Origin of the sequence: Paraburkholderia sp. UCT70 (genome assembly GCF_050434085.1) — a bacterium.
Taxonomy (GTDB): Bacteria; Pseudomonadota; Gammaproteobacteria; order Burkholderiales; family Burkholderiaceae; genus Paraburkholderia; species Paraburkholderia tuberum.
Genome location: NZ_JBNPVZ010000004.1, coordinates 312520 through 328016, shown reverse-complemented (window position 1 = coordinate 328016; position 15497 = coordinate 312520). Strand labels below are relative to the sequence as shown.

The 15497-nt window shown below is 60.3% G+C and carries 14 protein-coding genes and 3 pseudogenes; 4 read left to right on the top strand and 13 right to left on the bottom strand.

What is annotated here, in order from left to right:
* Positions 1 to 2 precede the first annotated feature (2 nt).
* Genes OKW41_RS27175 through OKW41_RS27165 form a run of 3 tightly spaced genes read left to right on the top strand, consistent with a single transcriptional unit; the run spans position 3 to position 1167 of the window.
* A complete protein-coding gene (locus OKW41_RS27175; RefSeq protein ID WP_429574533.1) occupies positions 3 to 497 on the top strand; it encodes a Na+/H+ antiporter subunit E in 495 nt (164 codons plus the stop codon).
* The gene (locus OKW41_RS27170; protein WP_018418609.1) at positions 491 to 766 is read left to right on the top strand and encodes a K+/H+ antiporter subunit F; all 276 of its coding nucleotides are present in this window, start codon (positions 491 to 493) and stop codon (positions 764 to 766) included. The genes OKW41_RS27175 and OKW41_RS27170 overlap by 7 nt, the downstream gene beginning before the upstream one ends.
* A gap of 14 nt (positions 767 to 780) precedes the next feature.
* Complete coding sequence (locus tag OKW41_RS27165; protein WP_429574532.1) at positions 781 to 1167, top strand: Na+/H+ antiporter subunit G; 387 nt, start codon at positions 781 to 783, stop codon at positions 1165 to 1167.
* A 385-nt stretch (positions 1168 to 1552) separates the two neighbouring features.
* Here the strand turns inward: OKW41_RS27165 and OKW41_RS27160 are convergent, their stop codons facing one another.
* The 4 genes and pseudogenes from OKW41_RS27160 to OKW41_RS27145 form a co-directional block, all read right to left on the bottom strand.
* Positions 1553 to 2632, bottom strand: a complete 1080-nt coding sequence (locus tag OKW41_RS27160; RefSeq protein WP_429574531.1) for a phytanoyl-CoA dioxygenase family protein — start codon at positions 2630 to 2632, stop codon at positions 1553 to 1555.
* A gap of 174 nt (positions 2633 to 2806) precedes the next feature.
* Positions 2807 to 3471: pseudogene (locus OKW41_RS27155) on the bottom strand (flavin reductase family protein); the annotation flags it as partial.
* A gap of 185 nt (positions 3472 to 3656) precedes the next feature.
* Entirely contained in the window at positions 3657 to 4124 is a 468-nt protein-coding gene (locus OKW41_RS27150) for a hypothetical protein (protein WP_429448890.1), read from the bottom strand.
* A 1584-nt stretch (positions 4125 to 5708) separates the two neighbouring features.
* Positions 5709 to 6847: pseudogene (locus OKW41_RS27145) on the bottom strand (IS3 family transposase); the annotation flags it as partial.
* Between the two features lie 146 nt (positions 6848 to 6993).
* Between OKW41_RS27145 and OKW41_RS27140 the strand changes: the two are divergent.
* Complete coding sequence (locus OKW41_RS27140) at positions 6994 to 9063, top strand: recombinase family protein (protein WP_429572119.1); 2070 nt, start codon at positions 6994 to 6996, stop codon at positions 9061 to 9063.
* Positions 9064 to 9090: 27 nt separating this feature from the next.
* On the opposite strand, the pseudogene OKW41_RS27135 reads toward OKW41_RS27140, so the two are convergent.
* From OKW41_RS27135 to OKW41_RS27095, 9 genes and pseudogenes are all read right to left on the bottom strand, one after another.
* Positions 9091 to 10136: pseudogene (locus OKW41_RS27135) on the bottom strand (IS3 family transposase); the annotation flags it as partial.
* Between the two features lie 1037 nt (positions 10137 to 11173).
* Entirely contained in the window at positions 11174 to 12022 is an 849-nt protein-coding gene (locus tag OKW41_RS27130; RefSeq protein WP_429574530.1) for an IS3 family transposase, read from the bottom strand.
* Entirely contained in the window at positions 12019 to 12357 is a 339-nt protein-coding gene (locus OKW41_RS27125) for a transposase (RefSeq protein ID WP_429574529.1), read from the bottom strand. Before OKW41_RS27125 ends, OKW41_RS27130 begins: the two co-directional genes overlap by 4 nt.
* A gap of 254 nt (positions 12358 to 12611) precedes the next feature.
* Positions 12612 to 12761, bottom strand: a complete 150-nt coding sequence (locus tag OKW41_RS27120) for a hypothetical protein (protein ID WP_429448884.1) — start codon at positions 12759 to 12761, stop codon at positions 12612 to 12614.
* Positions 12762 to 12862: 101 nt separating this feature from the next.
* A complete protein-coding gene (locus OKW41_RS27115; RefSeq protein WP_429448883.1) occupies positions 12863 to 13147 on the bottom strand; it encodes a hypothetical protein in 285 nt (94 codons plus the stop codon).
* Between the two features lie 2 nt (positions 13148 to 13149).
* Positions 13150 to 13356 (bottom strand): hypothetical protein, encoded by a 207-nt coding sequence (locus OKW41_RS27110; RefSeq protein ID WP_429574528.1) that lies wholly within the window; start codon positions 13354 to 13356, stop codon positions 13150 to 13152.
* A 1-nt stretch (position 13357) separates the two neighbouring features.
* On the bottom strand, positions 13358 to 14302 hold the full coding sequence (locus OKW41_RS27105; RefSeq protein ID WP_429448879.1) for a hypothetical protein: 945 nt from the start codon (positions 14300 to 14302) through the stop codon (positions 13358 to 13360).
* Between the two features lie 20 nt (positions 14303 to 14322).
* Positions 14323 to 14910 (bottom strand): hypothetical protein, encoded by a 588-nt coding sequence (locus tag OKW41_RS27100; RefSeq protein ID WP_429574527.1) that lies wholly within the window; start codon positions 14908 to 14910, stop codon positions 14323 to 14325.
* A complete protein-coding gene (locus OKW41_RS27095) occupies positions 14907 to 15047 on the bottom strand; it encodes a hypothetical protein (protein WP_429448875.1) in 141 nt (46 codons plus the stop codon). Before OKW41_RS27095 ends, OKW41_RS27100 begins: the two co-directional genes overlap by 4 nt.
* Between the last annotated feature and the right edge of the window lie 450 nt (positions 15048 to 15497).

The window sequence follows — 15497 nt, the reverse complement described above, 5'->3', positions numbered from 1 at the left end:
CGATGTTGAAAAGGCTCTTCCCCCACCCGTGGCTCGCGGTCTTGCTGATCATCTGCTGGGTGCTGCTGATGAACGACGTCTCGCCGGGCAATCTGCTGCTCGGCGCCGCGCTCGGCTACGCGATCTCTTTTCGCGTCGCCGAAGGCTTGTGGCTGCGGCCGGTGCGCTTCGGCCGACCGTGGCTGCTCGTGCTCCTCGGCTGGCATGTGTTGGTCGATATCATCGTCGCTAACGTCGAGGTCGCGCTGCTCGTGCTCGGCCCGACGCAGCGGATGCGCCCGGCGTTCATCGAAGTGCCGCTCGACAGCACCCACGAAATCGCGCTAACGGTGCTCATCAGCGTGATCTCGCTGAGCCCGGGCACGCTGTGCGCCGAACTCAGCGACGACCGCACGCGCCTCTCCGTGCACGTGCTCGATCTCGGCGACGAAGCGGCACTCATCGCGCTCATCAAGTCCCGTTACGAAGCCCCTTTGATGGAGATCTTCGCATGCTAGCCATCGTGATTCCGATCTCGCTCGCAATCCTCGGCATCGCGTTCCTGCTCGCGCTGTGGCGCCTCGTGCGCGGGCCGTCGCTGCCCGATCGCATCGTCGCGCTCGACACGCTCAACATCAATGCGATCGCGTTGATCGTCGTGTACGGCATCAGCTTGCGCTCGACGGTGCTCTTCGAGGTTGCGCTTCTGATTGCCGTGATGGGTTTCGTGGGTACCGTCGCGCTCACCAAGTACCTGCAGCGCGGCGACATCATCGAACTCAACTAGCGTGGGGTGTGCCGATGGAAACTTTTGTCGAAGCGATCGTTTGTTTGCTGCTGCTGGCCGGCAGTCTGTTCACGCTGGTCGGGGCGGTCGGGCTCGCTCGGCTGCCCGACTTCTTCATGCGGCTGCACGGTCCGACCAAGTCGACCACGCTCGGTGTGGGCGGCATCGTGCTCGCGTCGGTGGTGTATTTCAGCGCGCATAACAACTTCGCGAGCCTGCATGAGTTGCTGATTCCGGCGTTTCTGTTTCTCACCGCGCCGATTAGCGCACATATGCTGGCGAAGGCTGGGATTCAGCAGGGAGTGACGCTGTCAGAGGCGACGCGGGGGCGGCCGCCTGTTACGGGCGCTTGCGCGGAACGGGGGAATACGGGGGAGTTGCGGGAGGGGGATGAGGGGTGAGGCTCGTCGAAGCTTCGCGCCTCTCGGGACGATCCCGCGTGCACAAAATTCTCGTTGACCGGGTTTTGTGTTCTGTCCCGGCGGAGCTATGCGCGAGACCTCGCAGCGCGCGCTCGCGCATTCCGCGGCAAACAACGTTGAGACGGCCACTCACCGAACGGACCTGCTGGAACAACGACGCGCGACGACGGGAGCATGGCCAAACCATATGTCCACGCTGCGCTATACGAGCGCTGCCTTGCTGAACGGAACCGTTCTTGTCCAGACTGTCCATACTCGCCATGGCGTGCATTCATTCAAACCTGGTTCTACACAGCGTCCATGACCGCGCGCCCGACCTTGTCGATCTGATGGCTGAACCGGCTTGGATCGAATACCCCACATCTCAGAGAAACTTCCACCGCCGCCCTTCCCGACACCCGTGGTCCAGGTAGTGTGCCGCGGGATCTGCGTTGGCTGCCGCAACGTCTGGATTCAGTTGCAGGTAGACGGCGGGATCGAAATCCGGTGGGAGTTTCGGCCTTGCGTACGGCTCAAACGCATCAGGCATGCTGCGTTCGATGACGGCATGCTCGACTTCGACTCCAGAATAAATGTTGGGCTGAACAAAACCTGTGCTGGCATCCTTGATCTGTCGATATTGGGTCTGACCGAACGCCGGGTCAGATACCACAGGGGTGTAGTACACGCAGTTTTCGAAGTAATAGTGCGTGACCTGACTCCAACGGGTACGGGTTGGATCGGTCTGCTTTGAGCCGCCATGCAGAAGGTTCGAAGCCCAAATCAGTGCCTGCCCCTTCCTGGCGTGGAACGTTACAGGTGCGATTCCTGCTTTCCTGATCAGTTGCTGCCAGAGGCTCAAGTATCTAGCGTAGTGCGCCGTGGGCTTGTGCTGCGCTGCCGAGCAGACGCCCATGTGCTCATTCACATAGGTCGGAAATTTGTGACTGCCCGGATAGTATTCGAGCGCGCCGTTGGTGCCGTCTACGTCTTCCAATGCGACCCACACACCGCACATGAAGCGCTCTGGAACGCACGAAAAGTGTATGGCGTCGTTGTGGATAGGCTGCTGTGTTCCGACAGGAAAGTTCAGCGTCTGGAACGGGATGGCACGGCGTCCGTAGAGCTGGGAAAGAAGATGAAGAATCTGTGGATTGGAGGCCAACGATCGCACGTCCTCGTCGGTCTCCCACGCGTCCTGCACCCTCATGCCATCATTTTTATGCCAGAGCTCGTCGCGCCAGTGGTCAAAATCAAACCTTCCATGAAATTTCGTTTTGATTCGCTCCGCGCGCGCGTCGAACTCGGCATCCGGAAAATCGATAATCGCGAAGCCATTCTCGCGGAGTTGTCTGGCCGCACGTAAAACGTTTTCAGATGCCTCCTTCTGGGCGAAAAGCTCGTCGAAGAACGGCGATTCAACATCTGGAACGCCTGGCAACGGATTCACGAAGGAAGTATTCATGTTGGGTATCGGCAATGTTTACGTTGCGAATGACCAGCGATGCAGTCTAGCACGTTGGTTTTGCCGCACCACCGTTACCTTGCCGTCACCATGTGCAGCGCCACTCGCGCCAACCTCAACCTGGAGCACAGCCAGCACGACCGTACTATCGCAGGAGGAATTCGCAATGCAGTTTCAAAGCTCGAGAACGAGATCCGATGTGGGTCGGGTGCAGCAAAGCAAACGGAAATCCTTTTGAACCTCTCTTTCGCGAATCCCACCGTTGTGCTTCATATCCACAGTGCCCTCAAGCACCCTGGTTTTACATGTCCCGCATACACCCTGACTGCAGGACGACGGTATCGGGACGCTGTTCTTCCTCGCAGCAGCCAGCACGGTGTCAGACGGGCTCATGGTGAACCTCCTGGCCGAGCGGGAAAGCCTGACCGTGAACACCTCTTGAGCCGCACCGTTCTTTTCCTCCATAGGCTCCGGCGCCACAGCCGGCGCGAAAGTGAAGCTTTCCTGGTGGTAACGGTCCGGGTCGTGACCGCCTTCTGGAGCAAATCCTTTACTCCGGACATGTAGCCGGCAGGGCCGCAGGTGAAGACTTCCCGCTCCTTGAAGTCAGGCAGCCATTCAGAAAGCTGTTGCAGGCCAAGCCGACCTGTCGCGCCAGCCCAATCGCTTTCGTCACCGATGCCTTCGCATACGAAGATCAGCTTCAGTTGCGGCGACAGTTTCGCCAGTCTCTGCAGTTCCGCGCGAAAAACGATATCGGCAGGCGTCCTTGTGCTGTCCACAAATGCGATATCCCGGTCAAGCCCGAGGTCGATGCTCGCCCGGGTCATCGACATCACCTTTCACTTATGATCTCCTGGAAAACTCGGGGCGATATGTCGGAGCGTGAGACGAAAAAGCACTGGTTGGACTATGTAGCCGCTTGGGTTGCGTTATTTGCGGCTATCGGCTCAGTGTTTGGCGCTGGAGCATCCTGGTACCAGTTCAAGGCATCCCGAGAGCAACCACAGGCGATCAAGTTTGATCAGCGGCCCTGGATTTCGCTGGAAACGCAACCAGAAGGCCCGCTTGTCCGTAACGAGAACAACGGCATGGCATACACGTTCGGATATCGCCTAAACAATGTAGGCCGATCGCCGGCTTTCAACGTCATGTTCACGGCCATGATGATGCCGCTAGCAAACCCGCACGAAGGGGAACCAGTCTCGGTGGTTTCTCTTATGCTGAACCGACCGAGGTTCTGCGGCGCACTGTAGCCCAAGCATGCCAGCAAGATGATTTTGCCCGTGCACGCGGGATGGGCGATGTAATGTTCCCTAGCGCTGTTGAGAACCTGCAATGGAAGGCCCACAGCCAAGGTCCCGCCAAAGGATTTGTTCCGGGATTCGCCGTAGTTGCGTGCGTTGAATATCAGTTCAGCGGCGACCCGACTGTTCATCAGACCGTGCGCGTATTCGATTTGGAGCCGCGCGAGTACGGCAAAATGATTCACCTTGACGCTTCTGACGGCGCCCCCCAGGAATTGGTTTTTTTCCCGCACTCGATTGAGGGTTTCTCATCCAACTGATGTAGGCAGGCCGACGGCTCGTCCGAGCGACTGCCCGCGACCGCGCAACACACGCACATCATGACAGCGTGCGGGTCGAGCACGGGGTTAAGGCATAGGAGATTGCGGGGTGACAGGCTGGAAGCCTGATCTGGCGGGGTATTCTGGCGGAGAGACGGGAATCTTGGGATCGTCGGCAAGCCCGTGCCGGGTTTGACTTCCAGTTTTCGAATGCGAGGCTACCCCTACCCACACCCCCGCTGCAAGAATCGCCGCACTTGCCGCATGGTGAAATCTGCCGCGTATCCCCGCCGACTCCGGCGTTCGATACGACAGCATATTGTCAGCCGGCCGAATGCTAAGCGCTCTGCCTTCGCCGGTTCGCGGCCCGCCTTGACGGTCGCCTGAACCATCGAACGAGTGTTGCCGTTTCGGCAACCTTGATGTACGGGGACCGCCGAGGTCTTTCTCGCGGATGTCGCTCTTGATAACGCCCACTCGATCGTCAATCGGCGACGGGAACCCTTGTGTATACGGCTTCTCCGGCCGGTCGGGAGTGACGATACCGTCAGCCATACCGAAAAATCCAGTCGGCAGTTTTCAACTCTGGACAGACCGCAACAGAGAATCCACGCGCACTTTCGTTGAGGTTGACCCGGTTCGATGGATAGATTTGCAGTTGAGTTTAATGCGGTGTGGCACCTCCCGATAAGGTTGAATTGCGGGTTGTCCACGGTCGGGCGGCGGGTCGCCTAGAGATGGCCTCACTCGTTCGGACAGTCTTCTGAGATTTTTAAGTGGAACGTCCGGGGCAGTCATGCTGCCAATTTGATCGCAGGCAGCGTCGCGAAGTATGCCTCATCCGGCGTGCGGTCTTCCAGACTCGAATGAGGTCGTCTCTGGTTGTACAAGCCGTCAACACAACGCCCATATCGGCGAATCAAAGGAGGTTCTCTACCGCTGGCACCCGTGGTACGGGCACACGGTATGGATTTTCACCACGATAGAGAGGAAGAACGCCGAGTCAGTGCTGCGCTGTGGGCGAGAGCCGTTCGACACGGCGGGCTTGCTGGAGGTGCCGCAATGGATGTTCGATCCCGTTGCCTGCTGTCGCATTACCTCGGCAACGTCTCCCGCCGTCAGCTGTGAAGCATTGAGGGAACCGAAGTACCTGTTGGCGCAGGCGCCTGCTGCCACGCCGCGCGGTATGGTACAAGCCGAGCACCATCCTTTGCTCCGTACAGGAGGTGCTGATGCGACGCCAGACAAACCCCCAACCGGGCGGTCAACTCGACCTGTTCCGTCTCTTTCCGAAGACACCACAATGGGAGCACCTGCCGCAAGAGGTCTGAGGTTGACCCGGTTCGACGGACGGATTTGCAGCCTGCGATTTGATGCGATCTAACCTCCGTTGAGTGTTGAGTCGCGGGTTGTCCACGGGCGGGCGGCGGGTCGCCTCTCACGACCATGACGCTGCCCGCCGGTGGACAACCCGCAAGGCGATACGGTTTGCCTTTTAACGTTGAGGTTTTCGAATTCAAGCGGCGAACGATAGCCAATGCCGCTGTGTAAGCGGCGTACGTTGTACCAGCCCTCCAGGAACCAGAAGATGCGTTGCCGGGCCTGTTCACGAGTCGCAAAGAGTTCTCGCGAGAGTAGCTCCGCTTCAAGCGTGCCGAAGAACGATTCGCACATCGCGTTGTCGTACGCGTCGCCGGCCGTCCCCATCGACGGTTGCACACCGGCTTCGCGGCAGCGCCGTCCGAATGCAATAGAGGTGTATTGGCATCCCTGGTCCGAATGTAGAATTACGCCCTCGTGGCGTCGCTGCAGCAACGCCATATCGAGTGCGCGCAGCATCAGTTCGGTGTACAGATGGCTTGACATCGCCCAGCCTACAATTCGGCGACTGAACACGTCGAGGACTACGGCCAGATACAGAAACCCCTCGCCAGTCGGGATGTAGGTGGCGTCCGCCACCCACAGCATGTTTGTCGCCTCCGCGCAGAAGTGCCGACGCACCAGATCCGGAGCGCGCCGAGCCCCCGCGCGTTGCCGCGTGGTGTGTGGCCAGCGCCGCCGGCTCGCACCATGCAGGCCGGCCAGGTGCATCAGACGTGCGACCCGCTTGCATCCCACATGCACGCCTTCCCACGCGAGCTGCGCATGGATACGTGGCGCCCCATATGTGCCGCGTGAATTCGCATGCAGCGTGCGGATGCGCTCGAGCAGTTGCGCATCGCTACACGAGCGTTTCGATGGCTCACGCACCAGCCATGCGTAGTAGCCGCTCGCGGAGACCCTGAGCAGCCGTGCCATCGTGGCAATGGGCCACCTGGCCCGGTTCGCTCTCATGAATCCGTACCGCCCTTCGGCGGAACGGCTCCCGTCTCCCTCGCGAACCAGGCCGCGGCCTGCGAGAGAATGTCCCTTTCCATCTTCAGTTGCCGGTTCTCGCGACGCAACCGTGTGAGTTCCTGCCGCTCGGCCGTGGTCAGCCCGTCGTGACGCACACCCGCATCGCGATCGGCCTGCGCGACCCAGTTGTTGATCGTCTGTTCGGTCGGCTCGAACTCGCGCGCCAGATCCTCAGGCGTTCTTCCGGCCTTAACCAGCTCGACCATGTGAGCCCGGAATTCCACAGGGTATGGGGTACGATGCCTGCCCATTTTCGACACCTCCTGATCAAAAGCATAGGTGTCCGTTTTTCGCGGGTCAACTTCAGTCCGGCAGCAGACGGTGCGTTTGCTGGCGCAGCTGCTGCGGCAACACCGTCGCGGGCTGCTCGCCGCCGTACACGAGCCGGAGGTGCGCGATGAGTGACAAGATTCGGGCGCAGCATCTGGCGCGCAAGGCCATGCTGTACGTGCGCCAGTCGTCGGCCTACCAGGTCAGCCACAATCTGGAGAGCCAGAAGCTGCAGTATGCGATGCAGGATCGTCTGCATCAGTTGGGCTGGAACGAGATCGAGGTGATCGACGAGGATCTGGGACGCTCTGCGGCCGGAACGCAAACGCGCACGGGCTTCGAACGGATGGTCGCAGAGGTCTGTCTTGGGCACGTCGGCGCAGTTGCCGCTCGCGAGGTTTCACGATTCGCGCGCAACAGTCGCGAGTGGCAGCAACTGGTTGAGGTGTGCCGCGTCGTCGACACGGTGCTCGTCGATCAGGAGACCGTCTACTCACCGCGGCAGAGCAACGATCGTTTGCTGCTCGGCTTGAAGGGCAGCCTGAACGAATACGAGCTGGATCTGTTGCGTCAGCGTTCGCTCGAAGCTCGTCGGGAGAAGGCCAAACGCGGCGAACTCATTGTCGCGGCGCCGGTGGGTTACTGCAAGACCGAAGACCAGCGCCTGGAGAAGGATCCGGATTTGCGCGTGCAGGACGCCATCCGCTCAGTATTCCGCCAGTTCGGCGCGATTGGTTCGGTGCGTCAGACGTTGTTATGGTTCCTGGAGCACGGCCTGCAGTTGCCGGCATGCATGCCGCGCGGCGAAATCCAATGGAAACGGCCGAGCTACGGCACGGTGTACCGGATCCTGACCAACCCGATCTACGGTGGCACGTATGCCTATGGCAAAACCGAATGCGCGATCCATTACGAGGCTGGGGAACCACGCAAACGTGATCGCCGCAAACCACGGGATCAGTGGCTTGCGCTCATTCCGAATGCCCACGAAGGGTACGTTGACTGGGACGAATTCGAACGGATCCAGTGTGCCATTAGCGGCAACCTGCGTCTGGCCGGACACGCTGGCGCCCCGAAGAACGGTGAGGCCCTGCTGGCGGGACTATTGCGCTGCAGGCGCTGCGCGAGCAAGCTGACGCTACACTACACGGGTAACAGGCACGACGCCTTGCGCTATAGCTGTCATCGCGGCTGGATGGACAAGGGGCAACCGCGTTGTATTGCGTTCGGTGGCACACGCGCGGACGCGGCCATCGCCGAGGCGGTCTTGCAGGTCGTTCAACCGGCGGCAATTGAGGCAGCAATCGTGGCGCGCGAAGAAGAGACCCTGAAGCAGGACGAAGTGCTGGCCGCGTTGCAGCGGGATCTTCAGGCTGCACGCTACGCCGCGCAACGCGCGCAGAAACAGTACGATGCTGCTGACCCCGAGAACCGGCTCGTCGCCGACGAACTGGAGCGGCGCTGGAATCATGCGCTACTACGCGTAGAGGAACTGGAATCGCGTATCGAGCAACAGTCGCGCACATCCGGCCAGATACCGCCTACCCAGCCAGAGGAGTTTGCCGATCTTGCCACTGCATTGGAATCGATCTGGCCGCAGGCCGACGCCCGCCTGAAGAAGCGCATAGTGCGCACCCTGATCCACGAAGTCGTCGTTGACGTTGACGACGCAACGAGCGAAATCGTGCTCGTCATTCACTGGAAGGGCGGAGTACATACCGAGATTCGCGTGCCGCGGCGGCGCCGCGGAGAGAACACTACGCATACGTCACGTGAAGCAATTGATGCCGTGCGCCAGCTTGTCCGTATCTGTCCGGATCTGGTGATCGCCGGCGTACTCAATCGCAATGACCTGCGAACCGGCCGGGGTAACTTCTGGACCCAGGAGCGAGTCACCGCGTTGCGCAGCCACCATCAGATCCCGGTCTATTCGAGCGAACGACGTGCTGCTGAAGGATGGATGACGTTGACCGAGGCATCGGCGTTCATCGGTGTGAGCCCCGGAACGCTCAGGCTCGCAGTTGAGCGCAACAAGATCCCAGCCGAACATCCGTTACCCGACGGGCCATGGATCTTCAATCGCAATTCGCTGACCGGGGACGCAGTTACCGAACTCGTCGGACGGGCTCGCGCACGGCGTGGACACCCCACAATACCAACGACACAACAGGGCTCTCTAGATTTATCAACAACATAGCGAGGTTGGGCAGTATGAAACGCACTTGTACAGATTGATGTAATCGCCGATTGAGCGCCGGGCGTGGCCGACCGATTCATAGGCTTTCAGATACACCTCTTCATATTTCACGCTGCGCCACACGCGTTCGACGAACACGTTGTCGCGCCAGGCGCCTTTGCCATCCATGGACAGGCGGATGCCCCTGCCGAGCACGGCCCCGGTGAACACTGTCGCGGTGAACTGGCTGCCCTGGTCGGTATTGACGATCTCAGGTTGCCCGTACTTTGCGAACGCTTCTTCCAACGCCTCGACAGCGTGCATCGCCTCCATCGTGATCGCTACGCGGTGGGCCAGTACCTTCCTGCTGGCCCAGTCCACCACGGCGGTCAGATACACGAAGCCGCGCGCCATCGGGATATAACTCGTATCCAGTGCCCAGACCTGGTTTGCCCGATTGATCGTCATGCCCCGCAGCAGATACGGCCAGATCTTGTGCTGAGCATTGCGTCGGCTCGTGTTCGGCTTGCAGTACAGCGCCTCGATACCCATGCGCTTCATCAGCGTGCGCACGCGCCGGCGGCCAATCTCGTGTGCCTCGCGACGCAGCAGTCGCGCCAGCATCCGCGCTCCGGCAAACGGAAACTCCATGTGCAGTTCATCGATCCGGCGCATCAGCAACAGGTCTGCCTCGCTCACCGGTTGCGCCCGGTAATACACGCTCGATCTTGCGATACCAACGAGTCGCGCCTGCTGCGAGACCGGCAATGCGTGTGTACGATCGATCATCGCTTTGCGCTCAGCAATCCCGCCTTGTTGAGCGCGCCGCTTAAAAAATCGTTCTCCAGCGTGAGCTGGCCGATCTTCGCATGTAGCTCCTTCAAATCGACTTGCGGCTCGCTCGACGCCGTGCCGCCTGCGCCAAACACGTCGGCGGCACGTTCCTGCAACTGCCGCTTCCATTCGGTGATCTGGTTCGGGTGCACATCGAACTGCTGCGCCAGTTCGGCTAGCGTCCGCTCACCCTTGACCGCCGCCATCGCCACTTTCGCTTTGAACGCGGCTGAGTGCGTCCGTCGGGTTCTCTTCGTCATCTTCCTGGTTCCTTTGTCGGCATTATCGCCGGCTCAGGCCCCGAGCGTTCCACTTATCCGACTGTCCGAATTTGCGCGGCCATCTCTCCTGTCGCGACCACGACGCTGCCCGGCGGTGGGCAATCCGCGCGGCGATAAGCTTTGATCTTGCGCATGCAGGTTTTCGAACTCGAGCGGCGAACAGTAGCCGATGCTGCTGTGCAGGCGGCGTATGTTGTACCAGCTCGTGCGACACGTGTCGCCGTCCGCCGGACGTAAATCGGCAATGTAGTGGATGGCAAAGTCTGTTTCTGTCTTGTCACGCGCGGCTTGCCGTGCCGTGACCTGCCGTACGACCGGCAGTTGCCTACCTGGACGTGCGTGACTGGTAACGGTCGGGTGCGAAGCTCCAGGGACAACGTCTCGTCGAAAGACGTCATTACTGGCGACGGTGAGTGACGACGCTGCCAGCCGCAATGCGGCGTAGAGGCCAGGCAAGTTCCGCATGCGCAACAGATGTGAACCGTTGATAAACCTCGTAAACAACAACGGGCCGAAGCGGCTTACAGGCCCGAGCCAAAAAGGCACGCAGCTGGATGCTCCTTTGGGTTGTAGGAGCACGTCGTCGCAACGCTGCCGGGGAAAAGACGGGCGCTAAACGGACAGGCCCGCTGCGAGGAGAAGTTCAAATTGCATCTGGGTCGGCAGGAACGGGAACGTGGTAAGCCCGATTCTCCGCCATCGGTCTGAAGTCGGGCCCGTGGCAGGTGAGCCGTGAGGCAAGCCGTTGGGGGAGTGGGTAAGAGAACGCGGAAAAAGCGAATGCCGGGCTGTAATCGCCCGGACAGGGGTTCAAAATTTGCCCCGACCTGAAAGGGTGCTGACTTCCGTGTGGTGCGGCTGTCGCAGACGCGCACCTGAGGTCTCGGAAAGGCAGCTTGAGAGTGGCCGGCGCAGGCTGGTTCAGCGCCTTTCCCCTGAGTGATCAGGCAGACCGACGACGCGAGGGTTTGCGAAGGCCCTGTGCGGTTCCGGCAAGGCCGGCGTCAGTGCGACGCTTAACGCGGTGCTCGAGCCGTATGCGGGGAAACTCGCACGTACGGTTCTTCGGGGGCTCCGTGTCCGCAAGGACACGGGGCTACCCAATTCCAGAAACGAGAACAGACGCCGCCGTGCCTGTTCGTGGGTCGCGAAGTGTTCGCGACAGAGCAGTTCGGCTTCGAGTGTGCCGAAGAACGACTCGCACATCGCGTGTCATAGGCATCGCCGGCCGTGCCCATCGACGGCTGTACGCCTGCTTCGCGGCAGCGCCGTCCAAAGGCAATGGACGTGTATTGACAGCCTTGATCGGAATGTAGAATCACACCGTCATGGCGTCGTTGCTGCAACGACATGTCCAGCGCGCGTAACATCAGTTCGGTGTACAGATGGTTGGACATCGCCCAGCCGATGATGCGACGGCTGAACACATCCAGCACGACCGCCAGATAGAGGAATCCTTCGCCCGTGGGTACATAGGTCGCATCTGCGACCCACAGCACGTTTGTCGCGTCGGCACTGAAGTGCCGGCGCACCAGATCAGGCGCACGCCGGGCGCCTGCGCGTGGCCGCGTGGTGCGCGGCCAGCGCCGCCGGCTTGCCCCGCACAGACCCGCCATACGCATGAGGCGCGCCACCCGCTTGCGCCCCACCTGTACGCCTTCGCGCGCGAGCTGCGCATGGATACGCGGTGCCCCATACGTGCCGCGCGAGCTCGCATGTAGCGTGCGGATGCGCGAGAGCAGTTGCGCATCGCTACGTGTGTGCATCGCGGGCTCTCGCACCAGCCACGTGTAATAGCCGCTCGTCGAGACGCCGAGCAGCCGCGCCATCATCGCAATGGGCCAGCGGGCCCGGTTCGCTTTCATGAACCCGTACCGCCCTTCGGTGGAATGGATCCCGTCTCCCTCGCGAACCAGGCTGCCGCGTGAGAGAGGATGTCGCGCTCCATCTTCAGTTGCCGGACTTCACGACGCAACCGTGCGAGCTCCTGCCGTTCGGCTGTGGTCAGACCATCATGCCGCACGCCTGTGTCGCGATCAGCCTGTGCCACCCAGTTGTAGATGGTCTGTGCGGTCGGCTCGAACTCCTTTTCCAGTTCCTCCGGCCTGCGTCCAGCCTTCACCAACTCGACCATTTGCGCCCGAAATTCCGCCGGGTACGGGGTACGATGCCTGCCCATAATCGGCACCTCCTTCTCCAAAGGATAGATGTCCGTTTTTCTGGGTCAACCTCACATCGCCATGTATCCGATTTTTATTGGTGCGTTGTCGGTCTCTATTTTTCGTTCACTTGAGAAGTAGCAAGGAATTCCTTTGTGCACTAGGGGACCGGAGGTAGCCGCATGCGACGCCGTGCCCGACGAATCGTAAGCAGGCATTCGCTGACTGCGCGACGCGATCGGCGGGAATTGCCGCTCCGGTCCAGTTTGACCATTCGGGCTGCCAGACCACGTTGTTAAGGAACCGATCCGGCACGTCTGACGGAATGGAACGCGCCATAACGGCAGATTGCAATCGCTTCAGCGTCGGACTGTGAAGCGGCCTGTGCGAAGGCAACTGACCACCGGCCGCAGACATCGCGATAGCGGATCGAATAGATAAACATGGCAATCTCCTGTGGCATCGAGGATCAACGGGGCCTTTGCGCCATGTCCGGTCGGCCACACGATAGACGGTCGAGCGATTCGGATTTCGTCAGCGTTCTTCTTAGGTACGGCGTCGAAGACGCTGTAGGCGTATGCGCTGTCCATGAACGCGCGGCGGTTGAGCGCTTGCAGCGGCTTGCGATGGAGCGGCGTCTACGATCTTCTGGAATATCTCGTAGGTCCGGTTGGTGGCTTCTTCCCATGCCCATGACACGACGCAATCTTTCGGGATCTTGTCGTTCAAAGCCGCATGTATCGCGCCGCGCATGTGATCCCACAGGTCGCGACGATCCAGTGTGACGAGATTGCGGGCGTCCTCGCTCTGCGCGCTTTGGGATGGGGTCATGGTCATTTCTGTTCCTTTGCGCGGGTGAGCGCGATATCAGATGTATGCTGGGCGAGACGGATGGCGTTGCCTGCTTCCTTCCACGCCGTCTGGCGTTCACTCCGGTAAACAATCAGCACATCAAGCAGGAAGCAGAACCCGCCGACTGCCATCAGTCCGAGCAACAACCCTATGGCCTCAAGCGCTCCAGCCCACACTTTCATGTCCATGTCAGTCCTTTGCGCGGGCGGCGAAGTTAGCAATCTCCACGGCGTGCTCAACGTATTCGACCGGCAGATTGATGCCGTGCGCGTCGCAGATCGAAACTACGTCGTCATACGTCACCGCCTCGTCTGCGACTGGCTGAGCCGTCGTGCCATCGAGCAGGATCGCGCCTTCCTCGGGATATTCAGTAATCCAGCAATAGATGCCTTGTCCCGAATGCCCAAAGCCGTATTGAATGGTCGCCTCGGTTTCGAGTTGATCGCCATCTCGATCCGGCGCGATGAAGTCGAGCGCTTCGGCCAGTTGCGCGCCGGTCAACGTGACGGCGTCGCCCGCATCCTTGAGTGCATCGCTGGCGCGCGGAAGGGCATCATCAATCAGCGTACCTGGGGATAGCTTCGCATGCAGCTGCTTGGCATCGTCTCGTACGGCGGCTACCTGTTCCTTCGTCCAGAAGGCTTGGGGAGTGGCGGCTTGCTCGGCGAGGTGTTCTTGATACGCCTCTCGATTCGCTTCGCAGACTTCGCATTCGTCCAGCGAGAACGCGCATTCGCATCGGCCAACGGGCTTGAATTGCATCCCTGCTTGCGGTACTGCCGCGCGAGCCTCCGGGTCCGTCCCAAACACGGCATCACCATTTATGTCGTAGCCAATCAGCACCTGATGCTGCTCGGCATCGAATGCCTCCCGCTCGTCGCTCACAGTCGCGGCACAGCGAGGGAGTGCCGCGCGTCGCACTAAAGATTGATAGTGGAGCAACGGGACCGTTGTCATCGGATTAGCTTCGTCGATCGGCTCTGCACTGGTAGCAGCGAGAGCGGCTTCGAGCTCTTCGCCGATAGCGTTCAGCCGTTCGACGTTCTTCTCGGTGTACATATGCTCAAGCGCGCGGGCGGCTTTTGCATGGCGCTCGATCAGTCGCGTGGCATCAGGTGCTGTATGTTCTGTCATCTCGCCTCGCAATATCCGCCTCACGAATAAACGCCACTTATCCGTCCAGCAGATAAAAAGAACCGCCCGAAACTGCGGCGGATTGAACACACGCGAGCGGGGATTGCCGCTCGGTTTTTGGGGTGCCGCTGCCCTTGGATCATGCGAAACGCGCGAGGCCAATGCATGGGGGCTGCGGCGGTAGTCAGGCGGCTTTCTGCCTCAGTTGCTTCTCGTATTGCGCGACGAGCATTGCGAACTGCCAGAGGTCTTGCTCCATCTTTGGCACGCTTCTCTGCGGCACGCGCCTCGTCCCACTCATCGCGCAAGTCTTCCAGCCTCATTTCTTCTGGCTCGGCGATTGCGACAAGCCGCCTCTCTTCCGCGATCACCGCACGGGAGAATTCGGTCGCAACTTCACGGGCTGCCTTGCCTGCTCGCAAAATGCCAGTGCGCGTGGTTTTGAGAACCATCAGTGCGGAGTGGCATTCTTCGCGCCCGTCTTCGTTTTTGATCGCGGTAATGGATGCTGATTTCGCAACCAGGTCGCGCAATTTCGTTTCATGCTCAGCTGTGCCGAGTGCGATAGCGGCACGCTCGGGCACGGTCAATTCTTTGGACTCGCTCACGCGGCCTCCAGTAAGTTAAGTTTCGTCGGCCCGAGCACCGTCTCGAGATCGATCCGCGCTATCGCCAGATCGGTCATCAGGCGCGACGGCATGGCGCAAGTCGGATCGCGGTTCCACGCGTCGTCTATTACCTTCATAGCGGCGATCGCTTCAGCTATGCGCGTGGCGGGGATTTCGGTCAGCTATATGCGCCGGCATGGCTTCAATATCGACGCAGCCGAGAAGTGGCCGGGTTCCGTTGCGGATGGTCGCTACCGCCGACATCGGATCGTCTCGACGCAACTGGTCCAAAACTCCTTGCGCTCGTGTTCATCGTGACCCTCACTGGATACAGACGCGAAATGAACCTCGAACTCCATGGAATCAAGGTAGACGGACGACGAAAAGAAAACCATTGTACGAACGGTCGCTGCAGTCGCCCGTGGGCATAACGTGCTCATACTTTCGGATGCCTCGAGGTGTCCCCGGGGCGCCCGGTAAGGCCGTCATGCGCGGGTATGAGACAGCCATTTCTAATGGTTGATGGGTGGAGCGCCGGCGAGGTACTTCAGCGCCGTGAGCGCCGATCACTTGCCGTGCGACGAGAC